Source organism: Duganella fentianensis (assembly GCF_009857835.1).
Taxonomy (GTDB): Bacteria; Pseudomonadota; Gammaproteobacteria; order Burkholderiales; family Burkholderiaceae_D; genus Rugamonas; species Rugamonas fentianensis.
In genome coordinates this window covers 382,485-401,499 of record NZ_WWCL01000003.1, presented here as the reverse complement: position 1 = coordinate 401,499, position 19,015 = coordinate 382,485, and the positions used below count along the sequence as shown (strand labels likewise).

Sequence of the window (19,015 nt, the reverse complement as noted above, 5' to 3'; positions counted from 1 at the left end):
AAAAACCGGCCGGAAAAAACTACGGGCGCGATGCCGCCGTAAAAGCCGCCTCGCGCCCGCTGTGCAGGAGGCTTGCGCCCCCGGCCTGTCCGTCTTAGGACATGTGCTGGCCGCCGTTGATGGCGATGTTGGCGCCGGTTACGAACGCCGCTTCATCCGACGACAGGTAAGCCACCAGACCGGCCACTTCTTCCGGCTTGCCCAGACGGGCCATAGGAATTTGCGGAATGATCTTGGAGTCGAGCACTTCCTGCGGGATCTCCATCACCATCTTGGTGCCGATGTAGCCCGGCGAAATGGTGTTGACGGTCACGCCTTTGCGCGCCACTTCCAGCGCCAGCGCCTTGGTGAAACCGTGCATACCGGCCTTGGCCGCCGAGTAGTTGGTCTGGCCGAAAGCACCTTTCTGGCCGTTCACGGAAGAGATGTTGATGATGCGGCCCCAGCCACGCTCGACCATGCCGTCGCAGACGGGCTTGGTCATGTTGAAGACGGAATCCAGATTGGTGGCCATGACGGCGTCCCAGTTCGGTTTATCCATTTTCTTGAAAGTCATGTCGCGCGTGATACCGGCGTTGTTCACCAGTACATCGATCGGGCCGATGTCTTTCTCGATGGCGGCTATGCAGGTCTGGGCGGAATCATAATCCGCCACGTCGCACGGGTAGGCGCGGAAGTTGTAGCCCTGGTCACGGGTAGTGGCCAGCCATTGTTCTGCCTTGGTATTGCCGGGGGAATACGTCGTGACGACGGTATAGCCTAGTGCCGACAGTTTGAAACATACGGCTTCACCCAGACCACCCATGCCACCGGTTACTAATGCAACTCTTGCCATTTCTCGTCCCCTCTTAAATTGACACAAAAAATCAACACAGAAAATCCGGGCTGCGGCGTAGGGGCCGCAACCCGGTGATACCGTCCCTGGCTTACGCGCGTTCGATCGCCAGCGCCACGCCCATGCCGCCGCCTATGCACAGCGAGGCCAGACCTTTTTTGGCGTCACGACGCACCATTTCGTGGATCAACGTGACCAGAATACGGGCGCCCGACGCACCAATCGGGTGACCGATGGCGATGGCGCCGCCGTTCACGTTGATCTTGCTGGTATCCCAGCCCATTTCCTTGTTCACGGCCACAGCCTGGGCAGCGAAGGCTTCGTTAATTTCCATCAGATCCAGATCGTCCGGCGTCCAGCCGGCTTTTTTCAGGCACAGCTTGGCAGCCGTGACAGGGCCCATGCCCATGATGGCGGGGTCGATACCGGACGAAGCATAGGCTTTGACCTTGGCCAGGATCGGCAGGCCCAGTTCTTTGGCTTTGCTTTCGGACATCATGATCACGGCGGCCGCGCCATCGTTGAGGCCGGACGCATTACCAGCCGTAACGCTGCCATCCTTGGCGAAGGCCGGACGCAGGCCGGACAGGGCTTCGATGGTGGAGCCCGGTTTGATGTATTCATCGCTATCGAACACGATGCTGCCCTTCTTCTGGACGATTTCCAGCGGCAGGATTTCATCCTTGAATTTGCCGGCTTTCTGCGCGGCTTCCGCTTTCAGCTGCGACTGCAGGGCGAATTCATCCTGCTCGGCGCGCGAAATATCGTATTTCTTGGCCACATTTTCGGCCGTGGTGCCCATGTGGTACTGGTTGTACACGTCCCACAGACCATCGACAATCATGCTGTCGGTCATCTTGAAGTCGCCCATGCGGAAGCCGTCGCGCGAACCGTTCATGATGTGCGGCGAAGCACTCATGTTTTCCTGACCACCGGCGATGACGATCTCGGCATCACCAGCCTTGATGGCCTGCGCAGCCAGATGGGTGGCCTTCAGGCCGCTACCGCACACATGGTTGATGGTGAAAGCCGGCACCGTGTTCGGCAGGCCAGCCTTGATCACGGCCTGACGGGCCGGATTCTGGCCCACGCCGGCCGTCAGCACCTGGCCCAGTATGGCTTCGCTCACCAGATTGCCGTCCAGACCGGTTTTGGCCAGCAGGCCCTTGATGACGTGTGCGCCGAGTTCGGCAGCCGGAGTCTTGGCCAGCGAGCCACCGAATTTACCTACGCCAGTACGGCCAGCGGCCACGATAACTACATCATTCATTTGATTCTCCAATGTGCCGGCAGCAGCCAGCGAGGTTGAGCAACATCATGAGCAAACAACAAGAGCCAAAAACATGAACTTTTATCATACGCCCCGGCGTCACCATCGTGCAGGGTTTCGATGCTGCGGCGCCGCGAGAAATACCGGAATCTGTCTAGCTCTTCTCTAGCAGCAAGCATGCCAAGATAAGCACGTCGTTCATCGTAAGCGCGGGATTACACGCATTCCTTGAGACGCATCAAGCATTCCTGAAATATTTTGAATAATCGCTAACTTTTTGTCACGATAATAATTTGATACCGTCCAGCGAGCTGGCGCACTGTTCGCGTATCACATGGACGAAATCGCGCACATAGGCCTTGTGCTGCTGGGCGGGGGGAACCGACACGAACAGGTCGCTCCACAGGCCGGCTTCGCCGATGGGGCGGGCGATCACGTAGTCGTAATCGACGTAATTCTTGATGGCCCAGTTAGGCAGCGCCGCGATGCCGCGCCGGCTGGCCACCAGCTGCAGCACGGCCACCGTCAGTTCGGCCGTGCGGCGTTCCACCTGTATGCCGGCCGGTTTCAGCACTTCGCGGATCAGGTCTATGCGCTGTTCGGGCACGGGATAGGTGATCAGGGTTTCGCCTTTGAAATCAGCCGCCTGCAGGCGGCGCTGGGCAGCCAGCCGGTGCTTCTGCGCCATCACCACCAGAATTTCGAAGCGGAACAGGGGGAAGGTGGCAAATTCGGCGCCGTAGTTGGAGCCTATCACCAGATCGGCCGCGCCCGTGCGCAGCAGGTCGGCCGGTTCGCTGTGGAAGCCCGACACCAGATCGATTTCCACATCGGGCCAGCGGCGGCGGAATTCATCCATCACCGGCATCAGCCAGTCGAAACAGGTATGGCATTCCAGTACCACGCGCAGCTGGCCCGTATCGCCCTGGGTCAGGCGGGCCACATCGCGCTCGGCCAGTTCGATTTCCGGCAGCAGCAGATCGGCCAGCTGTAACAGCCGGGCGCCCGTGGCCGTGAAGCTGATCGGTACCGATTTGCGCTCAAACAACGGTCCCTCGTAGCGATCTTCCAGCAACTTGATCTGATGTGACAAAGCAGACTGGGTCAGGTTGAGCAGCTGTGCTGCACGGACCAGGCTGCCAGCCGAACGCAGGGCACTCAGGGTGCGTAAGTGTCGAAGTTCTAGCATGGTCTATTAGAAATATTCATGTTAAGCCGCAAAATCTTTCGTTTTTATTATAGACCGGAATGCCGCACACTTTAGCGCACCAATATGAAATGCTTATGACAACATTATGCAAACTACTTTCAATCCTACTGCCACCACTACCATCCTCAGCCACGTACCCGGCTATCCGCGCATGGGCGCCGCACGCGAACTCAAATTTGCCCTCGAGCGCCACTGGCGCGGCGAGATCGACGAAGCGGCCCTGCAGGCCGTGGGCCGCCAGCTGCGCGCGCGCCACTGGGAAGAACAGCGTCTGGCCGGGCTCGATTTCGTCAGCGTGGGCGATTTCGCCTACTACGATCAGGTGGCCAACCACATCCAGCTGCTCGGCTGCGAACCGGCGCGCTACGGCTTCAGCCCCCAGCAGTCCGAACTGAGCCGCTATTTCCGCATGGCGCGCGGCGCCGCCACGGCTCCGGCGCCAGGCCACAGCAGCGGCTGTGGCCACAGCCAGTGCCAGCATGAAGCGCAGGACGGTGCCCCCGCTGCCGATGCGGCACTGGAAATGAGCAAATGGTTCGACACCAACTACCACTATCTGCTGCCCGAATTCAGCGCCGAGACCAGCTTTGCGCTGGCCAGCCGGCGCCTGTTCGAGGAAGTGGAAGAAGCGCAGGCACTGGGCCATCCCGTCAAGGCTGTGCTGCTGGGGCCGCTCAGCTTCCTGTGGCTGGGCAAAGTCCGTGGCACCCAGCCATTCGAGCGGCTGGAACTGCTGGAGCGCCTGCTGCCCGTGTACGGCGCCCTGCTCAGCCGCCTCAAGCAGCAGGGCGTGAGCTGGGTGCAGATCGACGAACCCATCCTCGGTCTGGACCTGCCGCCGGCCTGGCGCAGCGCCTTCGAAACAGCCTACTGGCAGCTCAATCAGGCTGGCGCCCAGCTGCTGCTGGCCACCTATTTCTCGCCGCTGGAAGAAAACCTCAGTCTGGCCTGCCGCCTGCCCGTGGCCGGCCTGCATGTGGACGGCGTGCGCGCGGCCCACGAACTGACCAGCATAGCCGACTGGCTGCCCGTGCATAAAGTGCTGTCGGTCGGCATTGTCGATGGCCGCAACATCTGGCGCTGCGACCTCGATGCAGCGCTGGCCATGCTGCAGCCGCTGCTGGCCAAACGCCAGGGCAAGCTGTGGCTGTCGACCTCCTGCTCGCTGCTGCACGTGCCCTACACGCTGGCCGCCGAACCGCAACTGGACCCGGAAGTACGGCCATGGCTGGCCTTTGCGCATGAAAAACTGGCGGAACTGGCCGTGCTCAAGCAAGCTCTGCAAGGCGCGGCCGATCCGGCCGCGCTGGCAGCATCGCGCACTGCACTGGCCAGCCGCGCCCACAGCCTGCGCCTGCAGCAGCCTGCCTTGCGCGCCCGTCTGGCCGCCCTGCCGGCCGACGCCGACCAGCGTCCGTCGCCGTTTGCCCTGCGCCAGCCGCAGCAGCAGGCCAGACTGCAGCTGCCCGCCTTCCCCACCACCACCATAGGCTCCTTCCCGCAAACGCCGGCCATCCGCGCCGCCCGCGCTGCCTACAAGCGCGGCGAACTCGACAGCGCAACCTATGCGCAACGCATGCGCGCCGAAATCGCCGACGCCGTGCAGCGGCAGGAAGCGCTGGGGCTGGACGTGCTGGTGCACGGCGAAGCGGAACGCAACGATATGGTGGAATATTTCGGCGAACAGCTGGAAGGCTTCCTGTTCAGCAGCCATGGCTGGGTGCAATCCTACGGTTCGCGCTGCGTCAAACCGCCCATTCTGTTCGGCGATGTGCGCCGCCCGCAAGCCATGACGGTGGACTGGACGGTGTACACCCAGAGCCTCACCGACAAGCCCGTGAAAGGCATGCTGACGGGCCCCGTCACCATCCTGCAATGGTCGTTCGTGCGCGAGGACCAGCCGCGCCGCGATACCGCGCTGCAGCTGGCACTGGCCATCCGCGACGAAGTGGCCGACCTGCAGCAGGCCGGCATCGCCATCATCCAGATCGACGAGCCGGCCGTGCGCGAAGGCTTGCCGCTGCGGCGCAGCCGCTGGGACGCCTATCTGGACTGGGCCACCCGCGCCTTCCGCATTGCCGCCAGCGCCGCGGCCGATGCGACCCAGATCCACACCCATATCTGCTATGCGGAGTTCAATGAAATCCTGCCCCAGATCGCTGCCATGGATGCCGATGTGATCACCATCGAAACCAGCCGTTCCGATGCAGAATTGCTACAGGCGCTGCGCCGCTTCCCCTACCCTAACCAGATCGGCCCCGGGGTGTACGACATTCACAGCCCGCGCGTGCCGGCGCAGGCGGAAATGGTGAGCCTGCTGCAGCGGGCGGCCAGCGTGGTGCCACCGGCCAACCTATGGGTGAATCCCGATTGCGGCCTGAAAACCCGCGGCTGGACCGAGACGGAAAGCGCACTGCGCAATATGGTGGCGGCGGCACGCCAGCTGCGCGCCGAGCTGGCGCCGGCCTGATCCGGCCAAATCCGGCCTGTTCAGGCGGCGGCCGCACGGCACGGCCGCGCAACGCGGCCGTCATTACGCGGCTAGCGCCCCAGCCCGCCCGGATCGCCACGATCCGGGCGGATCGCGCTGAAAGCCGCGCATTTGCTGGCCTTGCCCTCCCCAGCGGCCGTTTTCCACAGTAGAATGCTGGAGCCCACGCGGGCTTAACCTCATCACTGTGTCGCCCATGTCCAAGAGCCAGTTTCAAAAGCCCATAGAAATCAAGATTTCCACTGTCGTCGCCGTGTCCGCCATCCTGGCCACCTCCGACCGTCTGGCGCTCGACGCCGCCATGGCCGAAATGACCGGCGGTAGCACCGACTTTTTCGAAGATGATCTGGCCGTGATCGACGTCGGCGCGCTGCCGGCCGGCGGCGCAGACATCGACTGGGGCGGCCTGATCGCCCTGCTGAAGAAATACCGCCTCAACCCCGTCGCCGTGCGCAATGCTGCGCCGGAAATGGGCGGCGCGATTGCCGCCCACGGCCTCAGCCTGGAAACCGCCGCACCCCAGCGCAGCGAAGCGGAAGCGCCTAAAAAAGCGGCAGCTGCACCGGCGCCAGCGCCAGCACCTGCGCCCGCGCCGGCCGCGAGCGAAGCCATCCCCGGCGGCGCCCGCGTGATGATCATCGACACCCCGGTACGGGCTGGCCAGCGCATCTATGCGCGCGGCTGCGATCTGGTGATTACGGCGGTGGTCAACAATGGCGCGGAAATCATTGCCGACGGCAGTATCCACGTCTACAACACTTTGAACGGTCGCGCGCTGGCCGGCGCTTCGGGCAACCCCGACGCACGTATCTTTGCTATGGGCATGGCGCCGGAGTTAGTCTCCATTGCCGGCGTTTACCGCACATTTGAAGACGGTTTCCCCGCTGAATATGCACGCACCCCTGCGCAAATTCGCCTCAACGGCGACCGAATCGATATACTATCTGTCAATTCAGCAACCCGCGCCTAAGCACGCGCTGGCGTATCCACTCTCTGAAAAGGAATTTTTGTGGCGAGAATTATTGTTGTAACGTCCGGCAAGGGCGGTGTCGGTAAAACGACTTCCAGCGCCAGCTTCTCCACCGGTCTGGCCATGCGCGGCCACAAGACTGCCGTGATCGACTTCGACGTCGGTCTGCGTAACCTCGACCTGATCATGGGCTGCGAGCGCCGTGTGGTGTACGACCTGATCAATGTGATCAATAAAGAGGCAACCCTGACCCAGGCCCTGATCAAGGACAAGCATTGCGACAACCTGTTCATCCTGCCGGCGTCGCAAACGCGCGACAAGGATGCACTGTCGGAAGACGGCGTGGAAGCCGTACTGGCCGAACTGATCACCATGGGCTTCGAGTTCATCATCTGCGATTCGCCGGCCGGTATCGAGCACGGCGCGCTGATGGCGCTGACCTTCGCCGACGAAGCCATCATCGTCACCAATCCGGAAGTATCGTCGGTACGCGATTCGGACCGTATTCTGGGCATCATCCAGGCCAAATCGCGCCGCGCCCAGACTGGCGGCGAACCGGTCAAGGAACACCTGCTGATTACCCGCTACTCGCCGAAACGCGTAGAAGCGGACGAAATGCTGTCCTACGAAGATGTGCAGGAAATACTGCGCATACCGTTGATCGGCATCATTCCTGAATCGGAATCGGTCCTGCACGCTTCGAATCAGGGTAATCCGGCCATCCATTTCAAAGGCACTGATGTAGCGGAAGCTTATGAAGACGTGGTGTCGCGCTTCCTCGGCCAGGAATTGCCGTTGCGCTTCACCACCTATGAAAAGCCCGGCCTGCTTCAGCGTATTTTCGGGAGCAAGTAATCATGGCACTGCTTTCCTTCCTGTTCCCGCAAAAACCGAAAACCGCCACGGCGGCCAAGGAGCGGTTGCAGATCATCATCGCCCGCGAGCGCAATGGCCGCGCCGGTCCGGACTTCCTGCCGGCCCTGCATAAAGAGCTGATCGACGTGATTTCCAAGTACACCAAGGTGAACGCGGACGACATCAAGATTTCGCTCGACCGCCAGGGCAATCTGGAAGTTCTGGACGTCAACGTGGTGCTGCCGGACGCTTAAGTCCGCGTTACGCCCGCTAGGGACGGCCGGCACCGGCCGTCACCAGTTGCTGCGCCACCGCCGCACAGGCTTCCACATGCTGGTTGCCGATGTGGCGGAATACGGCAAAGCCTATCCCCGCCGACGCCAGTTGCCCCGCCAGCGGCACCAGTTTGCCGGCCTGTCGCGCCACCAGTTTCACTCCGCTACGCTGCAGCAGCGGCACCAGCAGTTCCCGCGTAATCAGTTTTCCCACCAGCATGCCGCCCACCCCCACCGCCGCTTCATAGGCCAGCATGCGGTATTCCGGCTGCAAGCCTTCGATCTGGGCCGGGGTCAGGCCGAACGCCTGATTGATATCGTCGATCAGGCGGGTGAACAGGTGCAGGTCCGAAACCACGTCCAGTCCCGGCACGGGGATGGCGGCCACGCCGGCCGATAGCAGGGCACGCCGTTTCACCAGCTGGCGGCATTGCTGGCGCAGCTGCGCCACCTTATCCGGCGTGGCACGCGCGAGCGGCCAGGTTTGCTGTTGCTGTGTTGTCATGCTGACTCCAGAGCGCTCGTTGCAGCATCATTCTGTTTCTGATCTACAACTTTCTCATTGAAAACCATCTTTTTCCAGTGTACCTTGTATTCATCGTGGCCGCGCACGCGCTACGGCGATCACTTTCTATCAAGAAAATAGTAATTCCCTGACGAAAAAAATTCACCCAGTTTGACCAGCTTTTTTGCGTATCCCTGTTATATTCCGAGTGACTTACACTTAATTCATTGCAACAGGCAGCCGGATGAGAATCGCCGTACTCGACAATGACCGCAGCCAGTCCGACCTGATCTGTCAGGTGCTGGGCTCGGTCGGCCACACCTGCCACGGCTACCAGAATGCCAAAGACACCCTGCAGCATCTGCGCAAGGATAGTTACGACATGCTGATACTCGACTGGCAGGTGGTGGATCTGGGCGCGGCCGAAGTGCTGCGCCGGGCGCGCGAAAAACTGCCCGATGCCGCCCCCGTGATGTTCCTCACCACCAGCTCGGGCGAAGACGATATCGTGGCCGGCCTCGATGCCGGCGCCGACGATTACATGATCAAACCGCTGCGCCGTGGCGAACTGGTGGCGCGCGTGCAAGCTTTGCTCAGGCGCGCCTATCCGGCCCAGAACGGCGCCGAACAGCTGCAATTCGGCCAGTATCTGTTCGAAACTCGGCCTGGCCGCCTGCTCATGGAAGGCACCGTGCTGGACGTGACGCAAAAGGAATTCGCGCTCGCGCTGTTATTTTTCCGCAACATCGGCCGGCCCCTGTCGCGCGCGTACATCCATGAAGCCGTGTGGGTCAAGGAAAGCGCCGTGCCTTCGCGCACCATGGACACCCACGTTTCCCGCGTGCGCAATAAACTGGCCCTGAAACCGGAAAATGGCTACCGTCTCGTGCCCGTCTACAGCTATGGCTACCGGCTGGAGAAACTGGGCGGCTAGTGCCGCCGGGGGCGCTATGATCAGCTCCTAGCCACTACACGGTATAATGTCCGGTAAATCAACATTCGGATCTGCAATGCAGCTGCTTGCCGTCGGCCTCAACCACCATACCGCCCCTGTCGCCCTGCGCGAACGGCTGGCGTTCGCACCAGACCAGCTTGGTCCTGCCGTGCGTTCGGCCCGTGCGTGGTTCGAGCGGCTGGACCAGCGCGGCAGCGATGAAGCGGCGATTTTGTCCACCTGCAACCGCACCGAACTGTATGCGGCCAGCCATGCGCCCGATCCGCTCGACGCCGGTGCCCAGTTCCTGGCCGACTTCCACAAAGTTAATTACGGCGAACTGCGCCCCCACCTGTACATGCTGCCCCAGCACGATGCCGTGCGCCACACCTTCCGCGTGGCCTCGGGGCTGGACTCCATGGTGCTGGGCGAAACCCAGATTCTGGGCCAAATCAAGGATGCCATCCGCACGGCCGACGAAGCCGGTGGTCTGGGCACCTATCTGCACCAGCTATTCCAGCGCAGCTTCTCGGTCGCCAAGGAAGTGCGCAGCACCACGGAAATCGGCGCCCACAGCGTGTCCATGGCGGCTGCCGCCGTACGCCTGTCGCAGCGCATCTTCGACAAGATTTCGGAACAGAATGTGCTGTTCATCGGCGCCGGCGAAATGATAGAACTGTGCGCCACCCACTTTGCCGCGCAAAATCCGCGCAGCATCACGGTGGCCAACCGTACGCTGGAACGCGGTGAACAGCTGGCCCACCGCTACGGCGGGCAGGCCATCCGTCTGGCCGAGCTGCAGGACAAGCTGCACCTGTACGACATCGTGATTTCCTGCACGGCTTCCTCGCTGCCCCTGATCGGTCTGGGCATGGTGGAACGTGCCATCAAGGCGCGTCGCCACAAGCCCATCTTCATGGTCGATCTGGCCGTGCCGCGCGATATCGAACCGGAAGTGGGCCGTCTCAACGACGCCTTCCTCTACACGGTGGACGATCTGGGCAAGGTGGTGCAGACGGGGCTGGAAAACCGTCAGGCCGCCGTGGCACAGGCCGAAGCCATCATCGAAACCCGCGTGCAATCGTTCATGCACTGGATTGATGACCGTGCGGTCGTGCCAGTGATCCAGAGCCTGCACGAAAACGGCGAAGCCCTGCGCCAGCTGGAACTCGAGCGCGCCCGTCGCATGCTGGCCAAAGGCGAGGATATCGACGCCGTGCTGGAAGCCCTGTCCAAAGGACTCACGGCCAAGTTCATGCACGGCCCGCAGCAGGCGCTGCACCGCGCGCAAGGCGAAGAGCGCGCCCATCTGGCTGCCCTGCTGCCCCAGCTGTTCCGCGGCCGCCGTTAGCGCACCTGCGCGATCGCTGTATTGCACGGCTGCCCGCTGCGGCGGCGCCGCTACTTCACACTGCTACCCCAACTTACGAATTCGCTATGAAACCCTCCATGCTGGCCAAGCTCGATCAACTGGCAAACCGCCTGACCGAGCTCGATGAATTGCTGATGTCCGAAGGCGCCACCAACAATATGGACGCCTATCGCAAGATGACGCGCGAACACGCGGAACTGGGCCCGCTGGTGGCGCTCTACCACGACTACCAGCAGGCACTGGGCGATATCGCCACGGCGCAGGAGATGCTGTCCGATCCCGACATGAAGGAATTCGCCCAGGACGAGATCGATGCGGCCAAAGCCCGTCTGGCCGAGCTGGAACTGGCGCTGCAGAAAATGCTGCTGCCCAAAGATGCGAATGACGAGCGCAACATCTTCCTCGAAATCCGCGCCGGCACGGGCGGCGACGAATCGGCCCTGTTCGCCGGCGACCTGCTGCGCATGTACACCCGCTTTGCCGAACGCAACCGCTGGCAGGTGGAGGTGGTGTCCGAGTCGCCGTCCGATCTGGGCGGCTACCGCGAAGTCATCGTGCGGCTGGTGGGCAACAGCGTATATTCCAAGCTCAAGTTCGAATCGGGCGGCCACCGCGTGCAGCGCGTGCCGGCCACCGAGACCCAGGGCCGCATCCACACTTCAGCCTGCACGGTGGCGGTGATGCCGGAAGCGGACGAAGTGGAAGACGTCAACATCAATCCGGCCGACCTGCGCATCGATACCTTCCGCGCTTCCGGCGCCGGCGGCCAGCACATCAACAAAACCGATTCGGCCGTACGGATTACCCACCTGCCGACCGGCATCGTGGTGGAGTGCCAGGATGACCGTTCGCAGCACAAGAACAAGGCGCAAGCGCTGAAAGTGTTGGCTGCACGCATCAAAGACGTGCAGCTGCGCGAACAGCAATCGAAGGAAGCGGCCACCCGCAAGAGCCTGATCGGTTCGGGCGACCGCAGCGAACGTATCCGCACCTACAACTACCCGCAAGGCCGCATGACGGACCACCGCATCAATCTGACGCTGTACAAGCTTGATTTCATCATGGATGGCGACCTGACCGAACTGACCAATGCACTGGCCGCCGAACATCAGGCCGAACAGCTGGCCGCCCTGGGCGACTGATCACCCAGCCTGCCTGCCGTCTACCTTCATAAGCAAGAAATAAGGCGGAATTGGCAACTCTGTGCGAGAATCATTCATACTATATTTGAACCCTCAACCGGATTTATTTATGAACCCATCGCGTACACCGTTGCTGCTTATTTCCGCCTTCAGTTTCGCCATGCTGGCCGTCGCGCTGATCCTGCAGCACGTACTGGATATGCTGCCCTGCCCGCTGTGCGTGATCCAGCGCTATCTGTTCCTTGCCATCGGCATCGTCACGCTGGTGGGCGCCTACCGCAAGCCGGTGTTCTACACGGGCCTGGGCCTGCTGGGCGCGCTCGGCGGTCTGGGCACGGCTGGCAAGCATCTGTACGTGCTGGCCCATCCGGGCCTGTCCTGTGGCATCGATCCGATGGAAACCGTGCTGAATAAACTGCCGGCTGCCACCTATCTGCCTTTCCTGTTCCGTGCCGACGGCCTGTGCGAAGACGCCACCGCGCCTTTCCTCGGCCTGTCCATCCCGCAGTGGTCCTTCCTCGGCTTTGCCGCCGTCACGCTGGCACTGGGCTGGGTCTTGCTGCGCCGCCGTCACGCATGATACGCAGTACGGACGAGATACGCGCCGGCCTCAGCCTGGCCGCTGCACAGGTTCAGGCGCTGCTCGATCCGCTCGACAACCGCATACTGCTGTGCCACGCGCTGGATGTCAGCCGGGTCAGCCTGATTACCCAGTCCGAGCGCACGCTGAGCGCCGAGGAAGCGGCGCGCTATGGTGCGCTGGTGCAGCGCCGCCTGCGCGGCGAGCCGGTGGCCTACATCGTCGGCCAGCGCGAATTCTTCGGCCTGCCGTTCGAAGTCAGCAGCGCCGTCCTGATCCCCCGTCCCGATACCGAACTGCTGGTAGAACTGGCGCTGGAACGCCTGCCGCCGCAAGGCCGCGTGCTGGACATGGGCACGGGCAGCGGCGCCATTGCCGTGGCCATCGCCCATAGCCGCAAGGATGCGGCCGTGACAGCGCTGGACGTCAGCGCCGAGGCGCTGGAAGTGGCTGGCCGCAATGCAGCGCACAACCATTGCCACATCAATTTTCTGCGCAGCGACTGGTTTGCCGCCCTGGCGCACCAGCCGCGCTACGATCTGATCGTCTCCAACCCGCCGTATATCGCCAGTGGCGACCGCCATCTGGGCGAGGGCGACCTGCGTTTCGAACCGAGCGGCGCCCTGACCGATTTTGCCGATGGTCTGACGGCACTGCGCACCATCATCGCCGGTGCCGCCCAGCACCTGCATGACGGTTGCTGGCTGCTGCTCGAACACGGCTACGACCAGGCCGAGGCCGTACGCGCCTGCCTGACCCAGCACGGCTATCTCGAGGTGCAGAGCTGGCAGGATCTGGCCGGCATAGCCCGCGTCAGCGGCGGCCGGCTGGCCATGCCCGCCCTTTCTGCCTGAGCCGCGCGCATTTGATACACTAGCCAGCGGATTGCGCACGACCCGCGCACTGCCCTGAAATGGGGCGCTTGCCAACACGATTTCGCGTTTTCGGTTAATCTCGCTGCGCATCGCTGATTTGCGATGCAGCCGTCACCCTGCTGCACAAACGAAAGGAAAACCGAGTGTCTCCAACCTTGACTCGCCGTCTGGCCCTGCTGGCCCAGCCTGAGCACCACGCGCTGCTGGGTGGCCTGCGCGGCATCGAACGCGAAACCCTGCGCGTGGACGACCACGGCCATCTGGCCAGCACGCCCCATCCGCTGGCACTGGGCTCGGCCCTGACGCATCCGCAGATCACCACCGATTACGCCGAGACCCTGCTGGAATTCATCACGCCGGCCGAAGCCGACATCGCTAGCACGCTCGCCAAGCTCGATGGCATACACCGCTATGCCTACAGCAAGCTGGGCCAGGAACTGCTGTGGAGCCAGTCCATGCCGGCCACGCTGCCGGCCGAGCAGGACATCGCCATCGCCTGGTATGGCACTTCGAATATGGGCATGCTCAAGCATGTGTACCGGCGCGGCCTGGCGCTGCGCTACGGCAAAGCCATGCAGTGCATCGCCGGCATCCATTACAACTACTCCCTGGACGAAGGCCTGTGGCGTCTGCTGGCCGCCAGCGAACCGGCGGCCCGTCCGCTCACCACCAAGGCTTACCAGTCGGACGCCTATCTGGCCACCATCCGCAATTTCCGCCGCTATAGCTGGCTGCTGATGTATCTGTTCGGTGCTTCGCCGGCACTGCAGACGGGCTTCCTGCGCGGCCGCCCGCACCAGCTGGAAACCCTGTCGGACGACACGCTCTACCTGCCCTATGCCACCAGTTTGCGCATGAGCGATCTCGGTTATCAGAACGATGCCCAGTCCGGCCTCAGCCCGCACGAAAACTGTCTGGACAGCTATGTGGCAGCCCTGACCAAGGCCGTCAACCAGCCCTATGCACCGTATGCAGCGCTGGGCACCAAACGCGATGGCGAGTGGATACAGCTGAGCACCAATGTGCTACAGATCGAAAACGAGTACTACGCCACCATCCGGCCGAAACGCGTGATCCAGACGGGCGAGCGGCCCATCCAGGCACTGTGCTCGCGCGGCGTGCAGTACATCGAAGTGCGCTGCATGGATGTCGATCCTTTTGAACCGATAGGCATCAGCCTGACGGCGGGCCGCTTCCTCGATACCTTCCTGCTGTTCTGCGCGCTCGAGCACAGCGCCGCCATCACGCCGGAAGAAGGCCTGCGCCACACGGCCAACTTTGCCCGCACCGTCAAGGAAGGCCGCCGTCCCGGCCTGCTGCTGGACCGCGGCGATGCCGAAGTCACGCTGCAGGAATGGGGCCAGCAATTGCTGGCGCAGATGGCGCCCGTAGCGGCCCTGCTCGACGCCCGCCATGGCGACAGCGTGCACAGCGCAGCGCTGGCCGAGCAGGCTGCCAAGCTGGCCGATCCTGCCCTCACGCCTTCGGCCAAAGTACTGGCCGCGCTGCGCGAGCATGGCAATTCGTTTGCCGCTTTCGGGCTGGCGCAGAGCCAGCGCCATGCCGAGTATTTCCGCAGCCATGCACCGAACGCAGACGAGTACGCTTACTTCGACCAGCTGGCCACGGCCTCGCTGGACGAACAGGCCGCCATGGAAGCAGCGCCGCGCATCGCCTTCGACGACTATGTGGCGGCCTACCGTGCCAGCAATCTCTGCCACTCCAGCGGCGAATGCGACTAAACTAGGGGCTTGATCACCGCATCGACTGCGCGAGGCCTCTTTGCTCACCTTCTACAACGAACTGCACGCCCAGCACCGCGGCCGCCACGAATTCTTCCGTGGCGAGCTGAAACCCTGCTTCGAGAAACCGGAGCGGGTCGACAGCGTGCTGGCCGAGCTGGGGCGGCGCGGGCTGGGGCGCATCGTCACACCACAGGGGGTGCCGCTGATGTCGCTCGAGCGCGTCCACACGCCGCGCTATCTGCACTTCCTGCGCCACGCCTGGGCCGACTGGCTGGCGCTCGATCCGGCCAATGCCGACAAGGATGCCTTCCCGGCCGTGTGGCCCGTACGCTCGCTGCGCAGCGATATCGAACCCGATAATTTCTGCGCCAAGCTGGGCCTGTATTCCATGGATAGCGGCACGCCGCTGACGGCCGGCACCTGGACGGCGGCCAAGACAGGCGCCGATTGCGCCGTCAATGCGGCCCATGCGCTGCGCCTGGGCGAACGCAGTGCCTTCGTACTGAGCCGCCCGCCCGGCCACCACGCCGGTGCCGATTTCTACGGCGGCTACTGCTTCCTCAACAATGCCGCGCTGGCAGCCCAGCACATGCTCGACGATGGCGCGCGCCGCGTCGCCATCCTCGATCTGGACTACCATCACGGCAATGGCACTCAGAGCATCTTCTACCACCGCAACGATGTGCTGTTCATCTCCATCCACGCTGATCCGCGCTACGAATACCCCTTCTATCTGGGCCATGCCGATGAAAAAGGTGTAGGGGCGGGCCAGGGATGCAATCTGAATCTGCCGCTGCCGGCCGGCAGCAGCGCAGCCAGCTGGTTCAGCGCGCTGGAAACCGCCTGCATCCGTCTGGGTAGCTTCGCGCCCGATGCGCTGGTGGTGTCGCTGGGTGTCGATACTTTTGCCGGCGATCCGCTGTCGCGCTTCGCGTTGCAGAGTGCCGATTACCTGCGCATAGGCGAGCGCCTGGCCTATCTGAACCTGCCCACTGCCTTCATTTTCGAAGGCGGCTACGCCGTCAAGGAACTGGGCACCAATGTGGTCAATGTGCTGGAAGGCTACGAGACGGCGCTATAGCTTGCCTTATTTGCGCTCCATCAATCAACTAGATGGCAGGCGCGGACTGGCCCCGGCAATCTGGGGCTAAACTGCTAGACTGAATTGATCGCGACGAACGGGGAATGTCCATGCTCACCGTCGAACTTCATGACGCAGAAGTCCATCTCACAGAGCTGGTTGAACTGGCTGTCCAAGGCGAGTCCGTCATCATTACCAAAGCGGGCAGACCGCTGGCCAAGATCATCAATCTGATAGAACCTGCCTACACAGGGAAGCGCCGGCTGGGATTTCTTCAAGGCCAGATCGCAGTCCCCGATGACTTTGATGACATGGGTGGCACCCTCATCTCTACCCTATTCGGTCTGCAAAAATGAGGTTGCTGCTGGATACGCACCTATTGTTATGGATAGCCGGCAATCCCGACCGGCTCAGCAAATCCAGCCGCAGACTCATCACTAATCAGGCCAATCGCCTGTTTTACAGCGCTGCCAGCCTATGGGAAATTGCCATCAAACGCAGTCTGGAACGCCCCGACTTTCAGCTTGAACCAGAGCGGCTAAGACAGGGACTACTGGATCATGATTATCAGGAACTTGCGATTACGGGAGCACACGCTATCGCAGTAGAGCACCTGCCTCCGATACACAAAGATCCTTTTGATCGTATCCTGATCGCACAGGCGACTGTCGAACAGCTCACTCTGATCACTTCGGACGCTACGCTGGCCCGCTACCCCGGCCCGATACAAAAAATCTGATCTGCAAAAAAGTTAATTAAATCGCTTGCTATTTAGTTTTGCGCGATGTATATTGTGTCCATGGACGCGAGAAAACGTCCGGAACTGAAAATCAAGTAGCGCACTATACAATCGCAAGCAATTTACTTTCATCTGAAAAGGAAGCCATCATGTCGATCAAACAAGTTCTGTACCGCGCCAATGCCAAATCCACCGGTGGCCGCGAAGGCCGCGCTATCTCCTCGGACGGCGTACTGGATGTGAAACTGACCACCCCGAAAGAACTGGGCGGTGCCGGTGCCGTGGGCACCAACCCGGAACAGCTGTTCGCAGCCGGCTACTCGGCCTGCTTCATCGGCGCACTGAAATTCGTCGGCGGCCGCGACAAGATCGCCGTACCGGCTGATGTGGCTATCGACGCCACCGTCGGCATCGGCGCCATCGAAACGGGCTTCGGCATCGAAGTGGAACTGAAGATCTCGCTGCCGGGTGTAGAACGCGACGTGGCCGAGAAACTGGTAGCCGCTGCCCACATCGTCTGCCCTTACTCGAACGCGACCCGCGGCAACATCGACGTGACCCTGACCATCGTTTAAGCAGGATGGTGACAGCGCAGCAGCGCCCTGCTGCTGCCGCTTCAATCACGCCAGCCTTTGCCCTACAATCAGGCTTTCCCCTCTACAGGAAGCTGCGATGATTGAATGGCAATGGCTGGCGTTTGACGATATTCCCCGCCTCGACTGGTATCAGGTGCTGCTGCAGCGCCAGCAGGTGTTCATCCTCGAACAGACCTGCCTCTATCCCGACATCGATGGCTGCGATCCGCTCTGCCACCATTTGATGGCCTGGCGCGAGATCGCCGGCGTACGTACGCTGGTAGCCTATCTGCGCTGCGTTCCGCCCGGCGTGAAATACGCAGAAATGTCGCTGGGTCGCGTGCTGACTACCCAGGCCGGCCGTGGCAGCGGCATAGGCCACACCTTGCTGGCCAAAGCGATTCCGCTGGCCGAAGCACTGCACCCCGGCCATGGCTTCCGCATCGGTGCCCAGGCCCATCTGGAAAAATTCTATGGCGGCTACGGCTTCCGCAAAGTCACCGAGCCGTATGACGAAGACGGCATCCTGCACATCGACATGGTGCGCTAAAAAAAAGGCAGCCTAGGCTGCCTTTTTTATCGTCCGCGCGACGGCTTACTTCACCGACACCAGCTGGATATCGAAGATCAGCGTGGAGTTAGGCGGAATATTGCCCTGCTGGGTGGAACCATAAGCGAGGCTAGGCGGAATCGTCAGGGTACGGCTACCACCTGCCAGCATGCCGACCAGACCCTGCTCCCAGCCCTGGATCACTTTACCGTTGCCCAGCACGAAGTCGAAGGTGGCACCGCCCACATTCGATTCAATCTTGTTGCCACGCAGATTAGGCTTGGTGCCGTCATACAGGTACAGGGTGTAGTAGACGCTCAGGGTTTTGCCTGAAGCGGCGGCCGTGCCAGTGCCTGTCACCACATCCACGCTGGTGAGCGTGGTTGGGGGCGGCACGACGACCGGGATAATGCCCTTGGTCACATCCACCAGTTCAAAGTCATACACCAGCGGGCTGTTGGCCGGAATGGCCGGATAGGTGATGCCATTGGCTTTCACTTCCGTGCGCGAGTTGACGCCATAAGCCATATTGGCTGGCAGGATGGCCGTGCGCTTGCCGCCTATCTTCATGCCGATGATGGTCTGGTCCCAGCCCGTCACCACAGTGCCCACGCCCAGCGTGAACGGTGCGGCCGGCTTGCCCGTATCAACCGAACTTTCCACTTTGGCGCCTTTGAAATCGGCTTTGGTGGCGTCATACAGATAGCCCACCAGATTGATGGTGACCAGATCGCCAGCGGCTGCCACGGTACCCGTGCCTACCAGCGTTTCCGTTACTTTGTAGGCAGGCTGCACAATAACTGCTGCCACCGGAGTCTTGTCCGTACCGGCACCGCCACACGCGGTCAGGGCTGCTGCGCATACCGCTGCCGCCACAATTTGAAACGTCGATTTCATGATCACCTTCGAGGAGTATTCGTTATTAGCCGTGCGCCGCTGACGGCGCAGCGGCATTACGGAGCAGAAGTGTAGCAGACGGCGCGGCTTGCGCCCCGGCCACTACATTCAGTT

At 61.9% G+C, this 19,015-nt stretch carries 20 protein-coding genes; 15 read left to right on the top strand and 5 right to left on the bottom strand.

The annotated features are described in order from the left end of the window. Positions 1-94 precede the first annotated feature (94 nt). From phbB to GTP23_RS14895, 3 genes are all read right to left on the bottom strand, one after another. On the bottom strand, positions 95-835 hold the full coding sequence (gene phbB, locus GTP23_RS14905; RefSeq protein WP_161035885.1) for an acetoacetyl-CoA reductase: 741 nt from the start codon (positions 833-835) through the stop codon (positions 95-97). Between the two features lie 91 nt (positions 836-926). Beyond that, positions 927-2,105, bottom strand: coding sequence for an acetyl-CoA C-acetyltransferase (locus GTP23_RS14900; RefSeq protein WP_161035884.1), 1,179 nt, complete (start codon positions 2,103-2,105; stop codon positions 927-929). Positions 2,106-2,385: 280 nt separating this feature from the next. Next, complete coding sequence (locus GTP23_RS14895; protein WP_161035883.1) at positions 2,386-3,294, bottom strand: LysR family transcriptional regulator; 909 nt, start codon at positions 3,292-3,294, stop codon at positions 2,386-2,388. Between the two features lie 106 nt (positions 3,295-3,400). Between GTP23_RS14895 and metE the strand changes: the two genes are divergently transcribed. From metE to minE, 4 genes are all read left to right on the top strand, one after another. Beyond that, on the top strand, positions 3,401-5,785 hold the full coding sequence (metE, locus tag GTP23_RS14890; RefSeq protein WP_161035882.1) for a 5-methyltetrahydropteroyltriglutamate--homocysteine S-methyltransferase: 2,385 nt from the start codon (positions 3,401-3,403) through the stop codon (positions 5,783-5,785). A 217-nt stretch (positions 5,786-6,002) separates the two neighbouring features. Further along, the gene (minC, locus tag GTP23_RS14885) at positions 6,003-6,776 is read left to right on the top strand and encodes a septum site-determining protein MinC (protein WP_161035881.1); all 774 of its coding nucleotides are present in this window, start codon (positions 6,003-6,005) and stop codon (positions 6,774-6,776) included. 39 nt (positions 6,777-6,815) lie between these two features. Then, positions 6,816-7,631 (top strand): septum site-determining protein MinD, encoded by an 816-nt coding sequence (minD, locus tag GTP23_RS14880; RefSeq protein ID WP_161035880.1) that lies wholly within the window; start codon positions 6,816-6,818, stop codon positions 7,629-7,631. A 2-nt stretch (positions 7,632-7,633) separates the two neighbouring features. Then, entirely contained in the window at positions 7,634-7,885 is a 252-nt protein-coding gene (minE, locus tag GTP23_RS14875) for a cell division topological specificity factor MinE (RefSeq protein ID WP_155435525.1), read from the top strand. Positions 7,886-7,901: 16 nt separating this feature from the next. Here minE and GTP23_RS14870 read toward each other — a convergent pair whose 3' ends face one another. Next, positions 7,902-8,411, bottom strand: a complete 510-nt coding sequence (locus GTP23_RS14870; protein ID WP_161035879.1) for a hypothetical protein — start codon at positions 8,409-8,411, stop codon at positions 7,902-7,904. A gap of 244 nt (positions 8,412-8,655) precedes the next feature. On the opposite strand from GTP23_RS14870, the gene GTP23_RS14865 reads away from it, so the two are divergent. From GTP23_RS14865 to GTP23_RS14815, 11 genes are all read left to right on the top strand, one after another. Continuing rightward, positions 8,656-9,345, top strand: a complete 690-nt coding sequence (locus tag GTP23_RS14865) for a response regulator transcription factor (protein ID WP_161035878.1) — start codon at positions 8,656-8,658, stop codon at positions 9,343-9,345. Between the two features lie 76 nt (positions 9,346-9,421). Continuing rightward, on the top strand, positions 9,422-10,696 hold the full coding sequence (gene hemA, locus GTP23_RS14860; protein WP_161035877.1) for a glutamyl-tRNA reductase: 1,275 nt from the start codon (positions 9,422-9,424) through the stop codon (positions 10,694-10,696). 86 nt (positions 10,697-10,782) lie between these two features. Continuing rightward, positions 10,783-11,859: a peptide chain release factor 1 gene (gene prfA, locus GTP23_RS14855; RefSeq protein ID WP_161035876.1), complete on the top strand. Its 1,077-nt coding sequence runs from the start codon at positions 10,783-10,785 to the stop codon at positions 11,857-11,859. 109 nt (positions 11,860-11,968) lie between these two features. Next, positions 11,969-12,439 (top strand): disulfide bond formation protein B, encoded by a 471-nt coding sequence (locus tag GTP23_RS14850; RefSeq protein ID WP_161035875.1) that lies wholly within the window; start codon positions 11,969-11,971, stop codon positions 12,437-12,439. Beyond that, positions 12,436-13,293 carry a peptide chain release factor N(5)-glutamine methyltransferase gene (gene prmC / locus GTP23_RS14845; RefSeq protein WP_161035874.1) on the top strand — a complete coding sequence of 286 codons (858 nt, stop codon included), beginning with the start codon at positions 12,436-12,438 and terminating at the stop codon, positions 13,291-13,293. Before GTP23_RS14850 ends, prmC begins: the two co-directional genes overlap by 4 nt. Before the next feature lie 164 nt (positions 13,294-13,457). Then, positions 13,458-15,056 carry a glutamate--cysteine ligase gene (gene gshA, locus GTP23_RS14840; RefSeq protein WP_161035873.1) on the top strand — a complete coding sequence of 533 codons (1,599 nt, stop codon included), beginning with the start codon at positions 13,458-13,460 and terminating at the stop codon, positions 15,054-15,056. A gap of 40 nt (positions 15,057-15,096) precedes the next feature. Then, positions 15,097-16,140, top strand: a complete 1,044-nt coding sequence (locus GTP23_RS14835; RefSeq protein WP_161035872.1) for a histone deacetylase family protein — start codon at positions 15,097-15,099, stop codon at positions 16,138-16,140. 110 nt (positions 16,141-16,250) lie between these two features. Further along, entirely contained in the window at positions 16,251-16,496 is a 246-nt protein-coding gene (locus GTP23_RS14830) for a type II toxin-antitoxin system Phd/YefM family antitoxin (protein ID WP_161035871.1), read from the top strand. Then, positions 16,493-16,879 carry a type II toxin-antitoxin system VapC family toxin gene (locus GTP23_RS14825; RefSeq protein WP_161035870.1) on the top strand — a complete coding sequence of 129 codons (387 nt, stop codon included), beginning with the start codon at positions 16,493-16,495 and terminating at the stop codon, positions 16,877-16,879. Before GTP23_RS14830 ends, GTP23_RS14825 begins: the two co-directional genes overlap by 4 nt. Before the next feature lie 149 nt (positions 16,880-17,028). Then, on the top strand, positions 17,029-17,454 hold the full coding sequence (locus GTP23_RS14820; RefSeq protein WP_161035869.1) for an organic hydroperoxide resistance protein: 426 nt from the start codon (positions 17,029-17,031) through the stop codon (positions 17,452-17,454). 97 nt (positions 17,455-17,551) lie between these two features. After that, positions 17,552-18,004 (top strand): GNAT family N-acetyltransferase, encoded by a 453-nt coding sequence (locus tag GTP23_RS14815; RefSeq protein ID WP_161035868.1) that lies wholly within the window; start codon positions 17,552-17,554, stop codon positions 18,002-18,004. Between the two features lie 45 nt (positions 18,005-18,049). Here the strand turns inward: GTP23_RS14815 and GTP23_RS23030 are convergent, their stop codons facing one another. Further along, entirely contained in the window at positions 18,050-18,901 is an 852-nt protein-coding gene (locus GTP23_RS23030) for an FKBP-type peptidyl-prolyl cis-trans isomerase (RefSeq protein WP_161035867.1), read from the bottom strand. Positions 18,902-19,015: the final 114 nt, after the last annotated feature.